13 protein-coding genes and 2 pseudogenes are annotated in these 17,453 nt (G+C 37.3%); 2 read left to right on the forward strand and 13 right to left on the reverse strand.

The window, feature by feature from the left end; all coding sequences use genetic code 11:
- Window positions 1-60: 60 nt before the first annotated feature.
- The 6 genes from NST56_RS18995 to NST56_RS19020 form a co-directional block, all read right to left on the reverse strand.
- Window positions 61-1,230: a glycosyltransferase family 4 protein gene (locus tag NST56_RS18995; protein WP_339178467.1), complete on the reverse strand. Its 1,170-nt coding sequence runs from the start codon at window positions 1,228-1,230 to the stop codon at window positions 61-63.
- Window positions 1,227-2,678, reverse strand: coding sequence for an MOP flippase family protein (locus NST56_RS19000; RefSeq protein ID WP_268449765.1), 1,452 nt, complete (start codon window positions 2,676-2,678; stop codon window positions 1,227-1,229). The genes NST56_RS18995 and NST56_RS19000 overlap by 4 nt, the downstream gene beginning before the upstream one ends.
- Window positions 2,679-2,727: 49 nt before the next feature.
- The gene (locus NST56_RS19005) at window positions 2,728-3,384 is read right to left on the reverse strand and encodes a sugar transferase (RefSeq protein ID WP_168748874.1); all 657 of its coding nucleotides are present in this window, start codon (window positions 3,382-3,384) and stop codon (window positions 2,728-2,730) included.
- Window positions 3,385-3,611: 227 nt separating this feature from the next.
- Window positions 3,612-5,102 carry an N-acetylmuramoyl-L-alanine amidase LytC gene (gene lytC, locus NST56_RS19010; protein ID WP_010332084.1) on the reverse strand — a complete coding sequence of 497 codons (1,491 nt, stop codon included), beginning with the start codon at window positions 5,100-5,102 and terminating at the stop codon, window positions 3,612-3,614.
- A 41-nt stretch (window positions 5,103-5,143) separates the two neighbouring features.
- The gene (locus tag NST56_RS19015) at window positions 5,144-7,261 is read right to left on the reverse strand and encodes a SpoIID/LytB domain-containing protein (RefSeq protein WP_339178468.1); all 2,118 of its coding nucleotides are present in this window, start codon (window positions 7,259-7,261) and stop codon (window positions 5,144-5,146) included.
- Between the two features lie 23 nt (window positions 7,262-7,284).
- On the reverse strand, window positions 7,285-7,593 hold the full coding sequence (locus NST56_RS19020) for a hypothetical protein (RefSeq protein WP_339178470.1): 309 nt from the start codon (window positions 7,591-7,593) through the stop codon (window positions 7,285-7,287).
- Window positions 7,594-7,776: 183 nt separating this feature from the next.
- Between NST56_RS19020 and lytR the strand changes: the two genes are divergently transcribed.
- Window positions 7,777-8,697, forward strand: a complete 921-nt coding sequence (lytR, locus tag NST56_RS19025) for a transcription antiterminator LytR (protein WP_339178472.1) — start codon at window positions 7,777-7,779, stop codon at window positions 8,695-8,697.
- A gap of 40 nt (window positions 8,698-8,737) precedes the next feature.
- On the opposite strand, the gene wecB is transcribed toward lytR, so the two are convergent.
- The gene (gene wecB, locus NST56_RS19030; protein WP_339178474.1) at window positions 8,738-9,880 is read right to left on the reverse strand and encodes a UDP-N-acetylglucosamine 2-epimerase (non-hydrolyzing); all 1,143 of its coding nucleotides are present in this window, start codon (window positions 9,878-9,880) and stop codon (window positions 8,738-8,740) included.
- A 238-nt stretch (window positions 9,881-10,118) separates the two neighbouring features.
- Here wecB and galU point away from each other — a divergent pair, with 238 nt between their 5' ends.
- The gene (gene galU / locus NST56_RS19035; protein ID WP_010332089.1) at window positions 10,119-10,997 is read left to right on the forward strand and encodes a UTP--glucose-1-phosphate uridylyltransferase GalU; all 879 of its coding nucleotides are present in this window, start codon (window positions 10,119-10,121) and stop codon (window positions 10,995-10,997) included.
- Between the two features lie 114 nt (window positions 10,998-11,111).
- Here galU and NST56_RS19040 read toward each other — a convergent pair.
- From NST56_RS19040 to tagD, 6 genes and pseudogenes are all read right to left on the reverse strand, one after another.
- A pseudogene (locus tag NST56_RS19040) lies at window positions 11,112-11,681 on the reverse strand (transposase); the annotation flags it as partial.
- A gap of 181 nt (window positions 11,682-11,862) precedes the next feature.
- The gene (locus NST56_RS19045; RefSeq protein WP_339178476.1) at window positions 11,863-14,562 is read right to left on the reverse strand and encodes a CDP-glycerol glycerophosphotransferase family protein; all 2,700 of its coding nucleotides are present in this window, start codon (window positions 14,560-14,562) and stop codon (window positions 11,863-11,865) included.
- A gap of 126 nt (window positions 14,563-14,688) precedes the next feature.
- Window positions 14,689-16,029, reverse strand: a complete 1,341-nt coding sequence (locus tag NST56_RS19050; RefSeq protein WP_339178478.1) for a glycosyltransferase family 2 protein — start codon at window positions 16,027-16,029, stop codon at window positions 14,689-14,691.
- Between the two features lie 23 nt (window positions 16,030-16,052).
- Window positions 16,053-16,202, reverse strand: a complete 150-nt coding sequence (locus NST56_RS19055; protein WP_339178480.1) for a CDP-glycerol glycerophosphotransferase family protein — start codon at window positions 16,200-16,202, stop codon at window positions 16,053-16,055.
- A gap of 395 nt (window positions 16,203-16,597) precedes the next feature.
- Window positions 16,598-16,657 carry a hypothetical protein gene (locus NST56_RS19060; RefSeq protein WP_326223227.1) on the reverse strand — a complete coding sequence of 20 codons (60 nt, stop codon included), beginning with the start codon at window positions 16,655-16,657 and terminating at the stop codon, window positions 16,598-16,600.
- 341 nt (window positions 16,658-16,998) lie between these two features.
- Window positions 16,999-17,386: pseudogene (gene tagD, locus NST56_RS19065) on the reverse strand (glycerol-3-phosphate cytidylyltransferase).
- Window positions 17,387-17,453 lie beyond the last annotated feature (67 nt).

Consider the following 17,453-nt stretch of genomic DNA (forward strand, 5'->3'; position numbering starts at 1 on the left):
CCTCATCCCTCTCCTGTAAAAATTCATGTTCCTATTTATATTGGTCGCAGTTACTTACGATTAAACAGGTGTTTTCAAAACCATCTGATACTGATCGTGCAGCGCCCTGGCATTTTTCCCGGCGTCATATTGAGTGTGAATGATTTGATATAATTCATCCGCCACTTCCGGCTTCCATATTTGATCCTGTGCGTATAAAGAGATCGTGTTTGCTAAGGCTTGAGCTGATTTCGGTTCAATCAGCAAATGGCGGTGTTTGCCGAATAATGATGCTACTCCTCCGACATCTGTACAGATGACAGGAACCCGCAGTGCCAGTGCCTCGATTACAACTGTCGGCATTCCTTCGCTATAAGAAGGGAGCACGAACATATCTGAGGCGAGCAAATAATCTCTCACCCTGTGATTCGGCACTTGGCCTGTCACAATATGCCCCTTTTGCCTCAGCAAAGATTTTGCGGGGCCGTCTCCGACATAAACGGCTCGAGGCGCTTCCTCCATCATCTCAATGGCTTCTGATAATTCAAAAATGCCTTTTTCCTTAACGAGCCTGCCCACATAGACAGCAAGGCGCTGGTCAAGCGGGAGTCCAAGTTTTTTTCTGATGTCTTCTTTTGTCTGCTCATTTTCCTGAAAACGGCTGAGCTGTATACCGATCGGTAAAACCGTACTGTCAAAGCCGGAAAGTTTTTTGGTTTCTTCCTGAAGCTTTTCGCTGACTGCAAGAACTGCGGATGCGGAACCAACCGCAGTTTTGAAAGCTTTAAACGCACCTTTGCTGTAGTGCGGATAGACATTCACATCACTGCCATGCAAAGTCAAAATATACGGTATCCCGATTGTCTTTGCCACGACTGCCGCAGCCCCGCCCGACGGCATAGCAAAGTGCGCGTGGATCAGATCAGGATTCAAGTCATGCTGTTTAATGGTTTTTACCACAGCTGCCCCAATGCGCCGGTGTGGCTGGGCCCATTTCAGCTGGCCGGGAACAGCGGGATAGAAAGGCCTGTAAACCGGTATTCCTTTCCGTATCTCATATTCTGGTCTGGCATCCTTTTTACGATATGCCTTTTTCAGCATACGGACAGGCGCAGGGTGAAAAGGTCTTGGGCATATCACGGTGATATCCAGCCCGAGCTTCAGCAGCTCTTGCACCTGTGTTTCATGAAACACACCCTCGCCGGGTTTCAGACTGCTTGGATATACGCTTGTGATCCACAAAATCTTCATGACAAACGTCCTTTTCTTAGTAGTTTGCTTTTCATCTGAGGGTACGCTTTTCCTAAAAGAAAGAGATAGCAGAGCGCCCCAGCCGCCACTGAAATTGCCAGCCTCATCTCCGCCTGCATGCTGAAGCGTTCTGTTCCTAAACTCGCGCCGAACGCGATAACGGCCATACCCGCTGTGATCAGAAAAGGCTTCATAACAGCTTTAAAATAAGCTGAAAGATTGAGATTAATGACATATGCCAGCAGCCAGCGACCGATTAGAAAATTGAAAACGCTGATGACGGCATATACCCAAGCGACAGTCAGAAGATTACCCGTCTGAACAGCTGCAAACAGCGACAAACCATACAGCAGCATAACGCCGGAGTCCCAATAAAAAGCCAAATCTGCTCTTCCTTTGGCAAGGAGCACAGAACCATTCGGATTCATCAGCACCCTGAGTATCCCGACGATGGCAAGAACATTCAGAACAGGGACAGCCGCAAGCCATTTTTCTCCGAAAACAGCTGCGATAAAGGCGTCTGACACGGATACGAGCCCGATTAACAGCGGGAACGATACAAGCGCAAGCATTTTTGTCATATTCAGAAAGCCTTCTCTGATCACGCTGTTTTCGTATTTGTTTTTGGCGAAAATAGGAAACGCGACCCGCGTCACAATCGGATTAATCTTCAAAACCGGAATGGTGACAATCTGATAGGCAAGATTATAAATGCCCAGCGCTTCAGCACCGATAAACCTGCCGATTAAGATCATATCGATGTTCGCTCCCAGCCTGTTCACAAGACGGGATGAAAGCTGAAAGGCTCCAAAGGAGAAGAACTCCTTCATTCCCCTTAGATCAAAAACAAAGGATGGGCGCCACTTTTTTTGATATACAGCCCAGAATAAAATCCCTTTGCTGGACTGCAGCAGCACCTGAGAGATCACGTATGCCAAAATCGCATCCATCATAAAAACCGCTATCGCTAAATATCCAAAGGACAATGCATTTGAAAAAATCTCTATTTTGCTTAACGTATTAAATTGCAGCTCCTTCTGCAGCATATACTGATACTGCTGTCCAATCGGAGCAACCAAAAACATAATCCCCAAAATCCTGATGAGAAACACAAGCTCTTCTCTTTGATAAAATCCCGCAATGACGGGACTGCTCACATATAAAAGCACAAACAGCAAAATGCCGGTCATAATGTTCAGCCAATACAATGTTGACAGCTGGCGCTCCGTAGCGTCATCTCTTTGAATTAACGCCGCGCCAAACCCCATATCAAGCACGATCTGGGCAAATATTGTAACCGTTGTGATCATGCCGACGAGTCCAAATTCCGTTAAGGTCATCATATTTCCAAGCAAGGCAAACTGAACGATTTGAATGATTGTAATACAGATTGTTGAAACACTTGTCCACTTTGCGCCGCTCATGATTTGTTTTGTAATACTTGGCATCATATTCCCTACTTCTTTTTAAGCTCAGTTTGATGGTAAATGCAGATGTTTATCTTGCACCATCACCTGTCAAGACTACTTTACAAGTTTTTAACATAATCTTTAATTCCAACATGAAAGTCAGATTGCGAATGTAATATAAATCAAATATAAGCTTTTCCTTCGGCGTCATGTCGTAACCGCCATTCACCTGCGCCCAGCCACTCAATCCCGGTTTGACAGCCAGACGCTGTGTAAACCCCGGAATCTCACTCTGGAACTTTTCCGTAAACACTGGACGTTCCGGGCGAGGGCCAATCATACTCATATCGCCTTTCAGCACATTAAACAGCTGAGGGAGTTCATCAATTCGCGTTCTTCTGATAAATGCTCCAATTCGTGTCACCCGCGGATCCTGCTTCTGCGCCCAAACCGCCCCAGACTTCTCGGCATCTATTTTCATGGAACGAAGCTTATAAAGCTTAAAAGGTTTCCCGCCTTTTCCTACACGCTCCTGCGTATAGATGGCAGGCCCCGGTGTCTCCAAACAAATCAATATTGAAAATACCGCAATTATTGGCAGCGCAACCACCAATCCAATAAGCGCAAACCAAATATCCATCACGCGCTTTACTGCCAAATAACGAGCCGTTTTTTCAGATAATGCAAATGATGCTTGCTGCACTGATAATTCGCGACTCACATTCATGCTTTTTTCTGCACCCACTGACACACACCTCACGATTTGTTTGGGATGTTATGATGACCTATGCCAGTCAGTTTAGCAGACGGATGTTAATTGGTTGTAAATGGATTGTTAAGAAGTGTGAATTAGGTGTTTTTTCTGATAAATTATATTAATGTTCTTTATCATTTTATGTACATGCCTCTGTTTTAATCATTTTACCAATAAAAAAAGAGACAAACCTGTTATTTAGATTTGTCTCTTCATTTTTATCTATAATATGAAACTGTACCATCATGAATAGCTTGGGCGGCTTTATCTTTATAAACTGCTTGTTTCAGTTTACTTGCGTCGCCTGCATTGGTGATGAAAGCAGTCTCAACTAAAACACTTGGCATTTTAGAATATTTGATAACATAGAATCCGGCTTGCTTGACTCCACGGTCTCTTGTCCCCAGATTAGCTGCAAGTTTCGGCTGAATTTGATCTGCTAATCGTTTGCTTTTTGTTGCTTGATATGTTGTATCGTAATAGGTCTCACTACCATTTGGAGATGAGCTATCGTTGGCATTCGCATGAATACTGATGAACAAATCGGCTTGGACAGAGGCTGCCTTACTTACTCTTTCCTGTAAAGAATAAAACGTATCATTAGATCTCGACATTACTGGAAGAGCACCAGAAGCATTTAGCTTCGTATTGACTCTTTTCGCTATATCAAGGTTTACCTCTTTCTCAAGCAGTCCATTTCCTACTGCTCCCGAGTCTTGATCTCCATGGCCTGGATCAATAAAAATTGTTTCACCTACAACAGGATTCTTTAGCTGATTAGCTACTTTAGTGCTTATAGCTGGAGTATTTCCGATAATCGTAAAGTTTGACATGTTTTTGCTGCCGATAATTTTTCGTGCGCCGCCAGATAAATTTTCGCCATTAGTCAAAATAAGAGATTGTTTGTTCTTTGCTGCCAGAGTAGCTCCTGCGATTGAATCAGGATAACTAAAACCATTACTTACATATACTGTGCTCGTTGACAAGTTTAGTTTTTGTACAATATTAGCAGCAAGCTCGTACCTGTTTGAACCGCTAATTCTTGTAGGAGAAGGCAACTTGTTATATACCGTATTGTTAATACTTCCGGTACCTCCTGCAACCACAGTACTTGTAATTCTCTTATCTTTAATTACTGCTGTTGTCGCACTATTTATAGAGGTTTTGTTTGTAAACAGAATAGGATAGCCATTTTTTGCTGCATAAGGGATGATCCCTGGAGCATCAGCATATAAAAAACCATTTAAAATTACGGCTTTTGAAGTTGCGTTCATTGCTCTTGCGACCCGTGCAGCTGTATCATAGCGATTGCTTCCTGCAATTCGTTTAATACTAATGCCTAAGCTTTTGATCTGATTGGCAGTATTAGAAGAAACAGCTGGCGTACCACCTACAATAATCACATTTTTTGTTCGCATTTCTTTTAGCCTTGTTTTCGTCTCAGAAGAGAGCTTATCAGCATTTGTGTAAAGCAACGGTGCATTCTTTTGATAAGCAAGAGGTGCCGCTGAAATGGCATCTGCGTATGAACTTCCGCCAACAATAACCGCTGTACTCGCTGTTGAGTACATCTGCTTTGATATTTGAACTGCAGTCCCGTACCTATTACTTCCTCCGACTCTTTTAACCGAATTATCGGCCAATGCTGTTGGTACAAAAAGAATGAGTCCCAGAAAACACATTGTTAGGACTTTTATATAAGAACGCAATTACTTTTCCTCCTTAAATGGCCTTTAGCACCTTAAAATAATTAATAACTTGTCAGAGTTGTCCCAGGATAGTAAAATTTCAAAATTGAACTATATGAATCTCCTGCTTCTGCTCTTGCTTTAGCTCCATATTGACTCATTCCGATGCCGTGCCCGTAACCTTTGCCGCTGATTGTGTACTTTGAAGTGTCTTTTTTTATAGTCACATAAGTACTTTTAAAAACAGTTGCACCAATCATCGTTCTTAGCTGAGTTGTCGGAACAGTAATGGTTGTAATTTTACTTAAGTTGTAGGAGCCAGTATTACTTTTAACAAAATACTTAACTTTCATAGATGCTGTTTTTGCACGTTGTCCCTGTGTTGTACCACTAAAGCTCAAATCTTCTATACTCGCAATTTTTACAGAAGCTGCTCCTGTTTCTTTATTTTTCAAGATCCAATTTTTAACCCCGGATAACCTCGCAGCATCAGTTTCAGTTGCTGAAGACCACCAAGAAGACGGCTTATTTAAGTCAAGCGAATTCGTGTCAAGCTGTTGTTTTGAGAGAGTAAGCGTCCAGCCTATTTGAGGATCCTTTGAATCTTTCTTCGCAATTAAGTAAGGTACACTTGATGACCAGACTTCGTTGCTCGCTTCTGTATAACCGCCATTGCTTGAAGAATAAGTTGCTGTTATAAGAGATCCGTTATATTTCAAAACTTTTCCTTTTGTCTGCTCAACCGCTTTATTGGTGTTTGAATTCCAACTATATCCTCCATAAACTTGAAAAGCTGTTGTATCAGGTACAGTAGTTCCCGTTTTTGTTATGGAGTAGGTTCTCGCAGCCACAGTCTGTGCTTTTAGAGCTTCAAGTGACCAGCTGGCAGGCATTTCATTTGGTATAACCCCTTTTAAATAATCCTCAAATGGAATATTTTCATTAACCGGTCTGATATATTTAGTAGATTCAATAGAGAAATTAACTGTTCCAAGATACTGATTTCCGTTAAGACTCATTCTATTAGAGGTCGAGTACTTTTCAGGTTTAATCCTCAGAGAGTTACCATATGTTTTTATATTTTCGAGATTTAATTTCCCATTGTTGATTTTCAGAGTATAGTTGCTTCCGCCGGCTAAATAAAATTCATCGGCAAGTGAATTCTCGACTTCTGCAGAAATTGAACTGGTACTTCCAATAAAGTCGTATGCATATGTGGCTTTTTCTTTTGTTATGCTTTTAGCTGCTGCAGGAACACTATCTTGTTTAATAAACAAAATTTGGCTGTTTTTCTTCGCAGCAAGCGAAGCACCTACTAATACGTCTGCGTACTTTGTTCCGTTCGTCATTACGACTTTATCAGCCTTCAACTTTAATTGTTTAATTATATTTGCAGTGAGTTCATATCTGGTTGATCCAGGTATCCTCTGTACAGTTGAAGTTTTTTTTATTTCATTTTCTACACTGTCACTGACACTAAATGAACTGCCGATTATAATCACTTGTTTTGGCAAATCATAATCTGGAAGTTTATCCTTCTCAGTAAGTAAAATAGGATATCCCTGTGCCGCGGCATAAGGAGCTATGGCTAACGCATCTTGAAATACCTTCCCGGTTACAACGATAGCTTTATCATAGCTGCCCATCTGTTTAGCGATATTCTCAGATAATACATATCTATTTTTTCCACTTATCCTTTTAACTGAGCCATATGATTTCAGCTTGTTTTCTACATCTTTTGAAATGCTGCGTGCTCCCCCAATGACTAAAATATTGTCCGGGTTAAACTTAGCGATTTGTTTTTCAGTAGTTTTCGTTAATGTATCAGGTTGAGTAAATAAGATTGGTGCATCTAGTTTTTTTGCTAATGGGATAACAGGCAATGCATCAATAAATATATCCCGATTTACCAAAATAACTGTATTAGGATTTTTCCATTGACTGCTGGATGCAAGAGTAGCAGTTTCGTATCGTGAAGCGCCTGCAAAACGATCTGTTACAGCAACATTATCTCCAGTTACTTTATAAAATCCTGTTGGGGTTAGACTGATACTTGATTTATTACCGATATAGTTTGACAATTTGACTGAAATGTTTGAGTCTGCTGCAAAAGTAACTGAAGGGATAAATAGTAAAATTGCAGCAAGTGAACATACGATCAAGCGTTTGCAAGAATTCAAGATTTCAGGTTCCTCCTCATATCCTAGTTGGTACGTTCAATATCTTTTAATAGAAGTTGACCCTCGCCATTTTCTTCATATTTCACCGTAACTTTATCGCCATTATTGAATTTTTCAAGCTCACTTGTTGATTCTTCCGTAATATCAAGAACAACTGGCTCGTTATCTACAGTTATTTCAATTGTGTGGGTATCTGCTAGACCTACATATACGCCTTCTTTCGTTTTGATGTTACTGTCTGTTGACACATTTTCACCTTGGCTCTTTTGATTATCAGCCCCGCAACCTGCAAGGAGCAGTATAAAGAACATTAAACCAATCAATTTTTTCATTTTTCTCACCTCATTATGTTTTATCGTCAATCATTTAATATTTTAAAGAAAAATTAAGAAACAGTGAAACTTTTTTTTATAAAAATCGACTATTAGAGGATTTTATTTCTTCTATTAAAAAGAGTTGTATTTACTGGAAATTTCAATCATAATCAAATTAACTGAACAGATGGGGTGCAAAGAATGAGAAGTAAACGCAGAAAAAAGAAAAAAACCTTATTACTGACGATATTAACTATTATTGGAATCCTTTTGTTAGGGACAGGCGGTTATGCATACTACTTATGGCATAAAGCCGCTTCAACCGTTGCAAGTATTCATGAAAGTATTGATAAATCCAAAAAGAGGGATACAGAGGTCAATATCAATAAAAAGGACCCGTTTTCCGTTTTAATCATGGGTGTGGATGAACGTGACGGCGATAAAGGCCGTGCCGACACGCTCATTTATATGACTGTTAACCCCAAAACGAATACAACCGACATGGTCAGCATACCGCGTGACACATATACAAAAATTATCGGAAAAGGCACGATGGATAAAATCAACCATTCATACGCATATGGCGGTACACAAATGACAGTTGACACGGTTGAAAACTTCCTCGATGTTCCGGTCGATTATTTTGTAAAAGTCAACATGGAAAGCTTTAGAGACGTTGTTGATACACTCGGCGGCATCACAGTTAACAGCACATTTGCGTTCAGCTATGACGGTTACTCATTCGGCAAAGGAGAAATCACGCTGAACGGAAAAGAAGCATTGGCGTATACACGAATGAGAAAAGAAGATCCAAGAGGAGATTTCGGACGTCAGGACCGTCAGCGCCAAGTGATCGAAGGAATTATTAACAAAGGGGCAAATATCTCTTCCGTTACAAAGTTTGGAGATATGTTTAAGGTCGTTGAAAATAATGTGAAAACCAATTTGACGTTCGATAATATGTGGGATATCCAGTCTGATTACAAAGGCGCTCGAAAACATATCAAGCAGCACGAACTGAAAGGCGAAGGCACAAGAATCAATGACGTCTATTACTATAAAGCAGATGAGAGCCAGCTAGCTGACATCTCAAATGAACTGAAAGAAAGCTTAGAAAGCTAAAATAAAAGAAGCTTCGCACCCTATGTGCAAAGCTTCTTTTTTATTTACCCGTAAAAGAGTCCGGATGTTCATTCCGATATCCGTAATGAAACAGCAATTCCTCTACAATCCGGCGGGAGGCCTGTCCATCACCATACGGATTTGAAGCATAGGACATTCTCTGATACTCATCGGCGTCAGTTAAGAGCTCTTTTGCAAGCTGATAAATGTTCTCCTCATTTGTCCCCGCAAGTTTAAGCGTCCCTGCTTCCACTCCTTCAGGGCGCTCGGTCGTATCACGAAGCACAAGCACCGGTTTCCCGAGCGATGGTGCTTCCTCCTGCACTCCGCCGGAATCAGTTAAAATGAAATGGGATTTTGCCGCAAAGTTATGGAAATCAATCACTTCTAAAGGCTCAATCAGATGCACTCTGTCAGAGTCGCCAAAATGCTTTTGAGCCGCTTCCCGGACAACAGGGTTAAGGTGCACAGGGTAAACAACCTGTACATCATTATATTCCTCTACAATTCTGCGGATGGCCTTAAACATGTTTTCCATCGGCTCACCTAAGTTTTCACGGCGATGAGCGGTCAGCAAAATCATCTTATCCTCCCCCACCTGGTCAAGGACAGGGTGTGAATAACCTTCCCTAACTGTTGTGCGGAGCGCGTCAATCGCTGTATTGCCCGTTACAAAAATAGAATCGGCCTTTTTGTTTTCTTTTAACAAGTTGTCTCTTGCCTGTCCTGTCGGCGCAAAATGCAAATCAGCAATGGCACCGGTCATCTGGCGGTTGAGCTCTTCCGGAAACGGAGAATATTTATTGCCTGTGCGAAGACCGGCCTCAACATGCCCGACAGCAATTTGATGATAAAACGCGGCGAGGCTTCCGGCAAATGTCGTCGTTGTATCACCGTGGACAAGCACAATATCAGGCTTGATGTCTTTAAACAGCTCATCCAATTTCACAAGCGCATTGGACGTAATTTCTGCCAGCGTCTGCCGCTCCTTCATAATGTTCAAATCGAAATCAGGCTTAATCCGAAATGCTTCAAGCACCTGATCCAGCATTTGTCTATGCTGGGCAGTCACCGTCACATAGGACTCTATTTCAGGATATTTTTTTAATTCAAGCACAAGCGGCGCCATCTTTATCGCTTCCGGCCTGGTTCCGAAGACGGTCATGACTTTTAGTTTTTTCATAATTGTCACCTGGTTTCTGCAAAAATAAAATCATATTCTTATTCTACATGAATTTGTGTCATTTTAAATCATTTCCTATTGGTTAAGTGATCTTTATCGCTTTAGAAACTTAAGGATAAAACTTGTTTAAAAATGGTTTATCCTATATCATAAAAAATGTGTCAAAACACAATGAACAGGGTAAATAGAAAATAGTTTTAGCCATAAATATTTTCGTTAATAAGGAAGGTGCCTTTAAATGAAAAAAGTACGTAAAGCGATAATTCCAGCAGCAGGACTAGGAACGCGTTTTCTCCCGGCTACGAAAGCAATGCCGAAAGAAATGCTTCCTATCGTAGATAAACCAACCATTCAATACATAATTGAAGAAGCTGTTGAGTCCGGTATTGAGGACATTATTATTGTAACAGGCAAAAGCAAGCGTGCGATTGAGGATCATTTTGATTACTCTCCTGAGCTTGAAAGAAACCTTGAAGAAAAAGGAAAGATTGAACTCCTCGAAAAAGTGAAAAAATCTTCTAATCTGGCTGACATCCACTACATCCGCCAAAAAGAGCCTAAAGGACTTGGACATGCTGTATGGTGCGCTCGTAACTTTATCGGCGATGAACCTTTTGCGGTTCTGCTTGGAGACGATATCGTTCAGGCGGAAAAACCAGGATTGCGCCAGTTAATGGATGAATATGAAAGAACACTTTCTTCTATTATAGGTGTTCAGCAAGTGCCTGAAGAAGAAACTCACCGCTACGGTATTATCGATCCGCTGACAAGTGAAGGCCGCCGTTATCAGGTGAAAAACTTTGTTGAGAAGCCGTCTAAAGGCACAGCACCTTCTAACCTTGCTATCTTAGGCCGTTACGTATTTACACCTGAGATCTTTATGTACTTAGAAGAGCAGCAGGTTGGCGCAGGCGGAGAAATTCAGCTAACAGACGCCATTCAAAAGCTGAATGAAATTCAAAGAGTGTTTGCTTACGATTTTGAAGGCAAGCGCTATGATGTCGGCGAAAAGCTCGGCTTTATCACAACCACTCTTGAGTTTGCGATGCAGGATAAAGAACTCCGCGGACAGCTCATTCCATTCATGGAAAACTTATTAAACAAAGAAGAAATTTAAACAAAAAGCTTGTAGAGAAAACGATGTTTTTTCTACAAGCTTTTTTGTTTTGTAATGCTTCTTTAGATTTTCAGCTGATTACAAAAAGAGAAAAAGAGCTCCCACATACCTAGCCTACTTGGCTAAGTATGTGGCAATCTTCTTCATGTTCTGGCATGTGGCTGTGAAGAGAACTTGTTTGCTCCCATTCCGTTTTCCCCTCAACCTGCAATAGCGAAGCCCGTGCAACTGTTTTGAACCTGCAAAGCTTCGCTCTATTTTTTCTTTTCTTTTTTGTAGAGATTACGTCCTGAAACAGTCAAGCGATTTTGCCTAATCTTTTCTTTGTGGTCTTCAGATACATGGAGGGTGATGACTTTTTCAATTTTTTGCAGTTTACAAGGAAAGGGCATGAGAACATGTTTCAGGATTTGATTTATATGACCTGTATCCTTTTCTTTCAGTTGTTGAGTATGTGAGTGTTTGTTGGTTCGGACAAATGTACCTGTCTTTTTCATTGTTGTAATGAAATTTCCATTTTGGAAACAAGCCTCTAGTAGGGTGATATCGTCCGTGGGTAATGACGCCAAAAATATGACCGTTAGATGATACTTTACAGATCGGAGTCGTTAAATATCCAGAATCAAGGGCGACAGCTTCTACTTGAAAACCAAAACGTGCGATTTGGTGATCTAATCGGTCAATCGGTGAATAGGACACGTCCGCCCACCATGTCTTGGAAGATGGGATCTTTCGGTCAAAGAAATTTTAAACACCGGTAAATATTGTAACAGATGTTGAGTTTTTTTCACTTTTAAAAAGTAAAGAGAAGTCCCGCAGAACTTCTCCTGACATTTTGAAGTGTCGATATAGAGCAAAACCAAGCTTATTTAGCAACTTTACTTTTGTCTAATTGCAAAATAGCATTATAAATACGATTCCGATTATTTTTATCAGTATATGCAAAAAAGTTATCTACTCTTTTTCTATACTTATCTTCCATAAGACTATCATTTTTCATATAATAGATAACTTTATCAACTAAACTATTATGATCTTCTATTACATCACCAAAGCCCATTTTCTTATAATCATAGTAATCAAGTTTAAAATGGTATGACTTTTCGTATTGATAATAGATCACAGGCTTTTTCTCGTATGCAAAATCAAATGCAACCGATGAAAAATCAGTAATCATTATATTAGAAGAATTAAATAACATTTGATAGCTGCTATTATAATCTGCAAACTCTACATACTCGTGCTTTTCAAAGTCTACCATCTGTTGTTGAATGTCCGGGTGCGGGAAAAAGGTTATCTTATAATTACTATTCTTAGCAACTTCGATTAGCCGTTCATCATTAATCAAGGCATTATACCTAGCAAAGTATTCACTTTCTTTAAATTTCGGATTGTACGGTCTTACTCCTTTTGCCTGATCTTTAGGTAATACAATATCTTTTCTCCATGTAGGCATTATTAGCAGCTGCTTTTCCCCTTCACTCTTCTTAAGATTATCGTATCTCGGAAATCCACCCAATAAAATATTTTCTTTTTTATAATTGTAATTCCCTTTGACAATAGATCTATATTCAGGTTTCGCTGAAGTGACTAATAATTTTATATTCTTGCTGTATTTGTTTAACCATTTAGAATGATCTGCCATTGTTATACCATGCTGTAAAAAGACAAACTCAAAATTAAATAAATCTCTAAAATAAATCTCCATATTGAAAAATGGATTTACAACCCATATATCTGCATGTGTCGATATTACCTTGGAAGAGGATAAGGTTAATATTTTATGTTTAAAAGATCTGTATGGTATAACCTTTCCGTATTTTTTAATTCTGTCATAATCCTTGCTATCTTTTTTTATTACAAAGTATTTTTTTACTCCATCATTCTTGTTGATTGCATATTTAAAGAGGTGCTCGGCATTATCATCAGCTTTATCTTGTCTATCTATGAATAACCATACTGGTTTTCTGTTAAATATAGTGAAAACATGATGTGCCATTCTTGCCACCATTGCCTTCTTAATAGCTGATTTTCGTTTCTTTGATTTCCCACCTGATTTATGAAGAGATTTTAAGAAACGAAACTCTTTTATAAATCTATTTTTAACATTGTTTTTTTCGAACATTAATTTTTTATAATTATAATAAAAGATATAATCTTTTTTAGCTGCATAAGAATTATATAGATCATTTGACAAACCTGAATACTTGAAAAAGCGAAGTTTTGTCAATTTTCTTTTTTTACCCTTTGTTATAAAAAATTCGATATGCTGTTTGTCTGCTAGATAGCTTTTGGGAATATCTATAGAAAAACCAGGATATTTTTTTATTACTTCTCCTAAACTTATATAATCATTATGCTGTCTTTTTATATTCTTTGCTTTTATTTTTGTTTCTCCAATTTTAGCATAAAAATTAAAACCTTTAGAATCAAACAGAGAGCTCCAAAAACCTTCTATGTGAACAGAATCCTCATTTTCTTCTAAAATCTCAATAGTTAGTGTTTGATCCGATAATTTCTGAACGATTTTTCCTTCTCTGTATAAATAATAATCCTGTTCAGTTTCTCTTTCATATACATACCTACTATAATTTTTACCGTGTTTTATTTTTAAAGCATGATATAAATAGAAATGGCTGAAGCTTTTTGTATCAATGATGACATCGTCATCAATATAAGACAATACCTCTCGAATTAATATTAAAAATTCGCAGTATTCATTTTCATCTAAAGGTGTTTCACTAATATCCTTAATCAATAATTTCCACTTCAAATCATGCATAACCATGTATTGAAGAAACAAAGGTATTTTCTGTTCATTTTTTTGGGTGATATCGATTAAATTCTTGGAGAAAGTGATAAGTGAATGGTTAAACCAATTCTTATTTGCTTTAGCAGTCTGCATGGCAGACGATCCATCTTCTCTAACTCTATAATGGTATTTTGCCTCCTTAACCAGACCATACTTTCTCTTTTGCGATATAATTAAATTAACTAGTTTGGCATCTTCACCTATTTTACAATTTTCATCAAACCTGATATTTTTCAAGGCATCTTTTTTTATAAATGTAGAACAGCAATGAGTTAATATATGATGTGGTTCTTTTTCTACATCCAATATTCTCGTAGAAGAAAACTTATTATTTAGATTATGTTCTCCAGTTCTTCCTTCTTCAAAAAAAATAGGGATTGCTACAATATCAATTTCATTCTTATGTTGGTTAAAGAAGGTTAAAACATTTTCGAATGTTTCTTCTGAAACTAAATCATCCGGATCCAAAAATTGAATATATCTTCCTTCAGCATACTTTAAACCATAATTTCGGGCACTGCTCACTCCGCCATTCTGTTTCTTTACATATACAATATTTTTTGGATATTTTTGAGCATATTCTTTACAAATGATTGCACTTTTATCGGGGCTATCATCATCCACAAGTATTAACTGAATATTCTCGAAACCTATAGTCTGGTTAATGACGCTTTCTATAGCATCAGTTAGATATAACTCGACATTATAAATCGGCATTATAACACTGAAATCATAGTTACTCTTTTCGTTCATAAAAGATTGCTCCTAACAAAATGTTTATATGAATAAGAATTCGGGTAAATAAATTATAAAAAACACAGAGTGCTAAATTTTTGAAAACAAATGATTAATTTAGCAAAATTTCACGCAAAACATTCCTTACCTATTTTTCAAAACCCTTGTAAGCAAACTTTTAAAAATGTTTACATGGTTAAGTTCTAAAGCATCATTTGATGTTTTTAAGACAAAGTCAAATGCAAAAGCCCAAATTGGTATCTCAACAACAAAGCCAGCATGTCTAAAATCTCTTAATTTATATCCCCATACTTCAATTGTTTTTTTCAGTTCTTCTCGTTTGCATTTTTTTAATCTATTAAAATATTTTATATATACTCTATCATTTTCTTTCATCTCATAATACTGGTTAATAAAGTGCCCTGTTAATTCAAGTCTAAGCCCTTTTATTTTTATCGAAGTAACAGTACATGAACTTTGTAGTACTCTTTCTTTTTTTATATTTTCAAGAGGTTCTATATTTGCTTCTAATAAGTGAAACATAAATTCTTTATAATACATTGGCATATCTTGTTCTTTTATAAATTGCGGATCAATAAATTTTAAAATTTTAATAAAATTATCCACAAAAACTTTTTGTTCTTGTTGATCTAAAACGGACTTATAAATATCTCTATAGGTCGGATATAAAAACAGTTTCATATGATATACAATTAAAAATTGCAAATAAGGCAGAACTATATCATATTTTTTTATTGAATCCATCAACAAAGTCATGTAACACTCATTCAACAAATATGTGTACCTTTTTTTGTTAAACCATGAACGATCAACTAATGAGTTCTGTTCTTTTCGTTTTCTATAAAAATACTTTCCTTCTGCGACTACACCGTATCTTTTTTCTTTCAGCAATAACTGGTTAAAAAAGATAGCGTCTTCCCAAAACTTTATAGATTCATCAAACAGGGCGGTACTATTTAGTATATGTTTTCTGTAAAAAGTACCGCCAATATAAAAATGAATAGCCTTATAATCGTTGAGAATATTAATAACTCTCGTTCCTTTTCCAAATCTATTATTTAATTTATGTTCGCCTTCTTTTTCACCTGTGTAATAAACAGGTAATACCGCAATATTTACATCTTTGGAATCACAAAAAAAATTATAAACATTTTGCAGCGCATTTTGAGAGAATACATCGTCAGAATCAAGAAAACCAATGATCTTAGATTTTTCACTTACATTTGATAACCCACAGTTTCTTGCAGCAGAAGGTCCGGAATTTTCTATTCTCAAGATTTTAATATTATTAGGGTATAGATTTTTAAAGAATTCACAAATTTGAGGACTGCTGTCAACGCTGCCATCATCTATTAATATCAGTTCTATATTTTCCTTGAATCCAATTGACTGGTTAATGACACTCTCTATTGAGTCCCTTAAATAATACTCAGAATTATATATTGGCATTATGATAGAAAACATGTTAGTACCTCTTTATTTAGAAGTTAAAGGATCGTTTCAATTAGTCTTTTAGAAGCCTTGCCATCTTCTAAATTACAAAATTCATTACCAAAATCCTCACTGCTTTGATCTATATAAGGATTATGTAACAACTCTTTTACTGTTTTTATAAGTTCATCACTTGTTTGAACCAAGTTCGCTGTTGAAAATTAAAGTAAAAAATGTCTGATGAGCCGGAAAATCATATACAAAAAATACAATGATTTTTTTAGATTCATATAATCAAAAAGACAGAAGAATAATCCGTAATCAATAAATCACTAATTAAATATAAATCTCGAATACTTATATATATAGAGAGAGATCTTTAACAAAACCTTTATATTTTCTTAAATTAAATTGTTCTGAACCTAGATAATGTATTCTTAGAAGAATAATCACAGAGTGCCAAGTTCCCTCTTCATTTCCTCTAAATCATAGTTAAAATTTATACTTGCCAACTTTCTTAAATTCATTGTCCCTCCAAGTTGGTGCATATAAAATATTTTTTATCTTCCCCAATTCCTAACTCTTGCTTTATCTTTTAGATTTATGATTCTTTATTAACAGAATAAAGAATGTCATTCCGTGGATAACCAGTTTCTAAAATTTGTTTTTTGAATTGAAATACACTTTAAAAATCTCAGTGGAGTATGATTTGGGGATTAAATAATCCCATTTGCTGGCTTCCTGCACAAAATTCCGTTTATACTTTTCAGTTGTGGTTCCGTCGTAAATTGCTCGGGGATTGTAGCTAAACTGTTTTCCAAGAATAGTTCAAATAAAATTATTTTATTGTTTCTCGGCAGAAGAGCAAAAATCTTAAACTTCTGCATTTAGTTATAATAAAAGATTTCATCATTCACTCCTTAAAGAGTGAAGATTTATTTTTGCGCAAACAAGAAAAAAGAAGCAACTGAATTTATTTCAAGCCTCTTTTAGTTAGTGCGTCTATAAACTAGCCATGTCTTTTTTGCTTTGGATAGTTGAGATGCCTTCTGTTCTCGGAAGGTAAATGACCTCACAGTATTCCACTAAGAAATCAAATTTCCCTTTCCAGTCAACACCGATGACGAATGTATCTATATTGTATTTTTTAATAACTGAGATTTTTTGTTCCCAGTTATTTTCGAGTATGACTTCATTAACAAAATCGATTGTTTCCAAGATGAATTTTCGATGTTCCATAAGAATAATGCATTTTTTTGTTTTTGAAGATTAAATTCATCTGTAGACAATCCTACGATTAAATAATTGCCCATATTTTCGCTCTTTCCAGCACCTTCATATGTCCGTAGTGAAATAAATCAAATGTTCTGTACGTTATCACTTTCTTCATTAGATAACATCACCTTCCGACCGTTTTTAACTGAGAGTACCAGAAAAAAACCAAAAACCTTAACAGA

This window comes from Bacillus sp. FSL R5-0560, from assembly GCF_037966305.1.
In the GTDB taxonomy this organism is placed as follows: Bacteria; Bacillota; Bacilli; order Bacillales; family Bacillaceae; genus Bacillus; species Bacillus mojavensis.

Excerpts from the sequence above, each read along its gene's own strand:
- NST56_RS19050 (WP_339178478.1), bottom strand. The coding sequence starts at position 16,029 with ATGTTTTCTATCATAATGCCAATATATAATTCTGAGTATTATTTAAGG.
- lytR (WP_339178472.1), top strand. The coding sequence starts at position 7,777 with ATGAGAAGTAAACGCAGAAAAAAGAAAAAAACCTTATTACTGACGATA.
- NST56_RS19000 (WP_268449765.1), bottom strand. The coding sequence starts at position 2,678 with ATGCCAAGTATTACAAAACAAATCATGAGCGGCGCAAAGTGGACAAGT.
- NST56_RS19045 (WP_339178476.1), bottom strand. The coding sequence starts at position 14,562 with ATGAACGAAAAGAGTAACTATGATTTCAGTGTTATAATGCCGATTTAT.
- NST56_RS18995 (WP_339178467.1), bottom strand. The coding sequence starts at position 1,230 with ATGAAGATTTTGTGGATCACAAGCGTATATCCAAGCAGTCTGAAACCC.
- wecB (WP_339178474.1), bottom strand. The coding sequence starts at position 9,880 with ATGAAAAAACTAAAAGTCATGACCGTCTTCGGAACCAGGCCGGAAGCG.
- NST56_RS19020 (WP_339178470.1), bottom strand. The coding sequence starts at position 7,593 with ATGAAAAAATTGATTGGTTTAATGTTCTTTATACTGCTCCTTGCAGGT.
- galU (WP_010332089.1), top strand. The coding sequence starts at position 10,119 with ATGAAAAAAGTACGTAAAGCGATAATTCCAGCAGCAGGACTAGGAACG.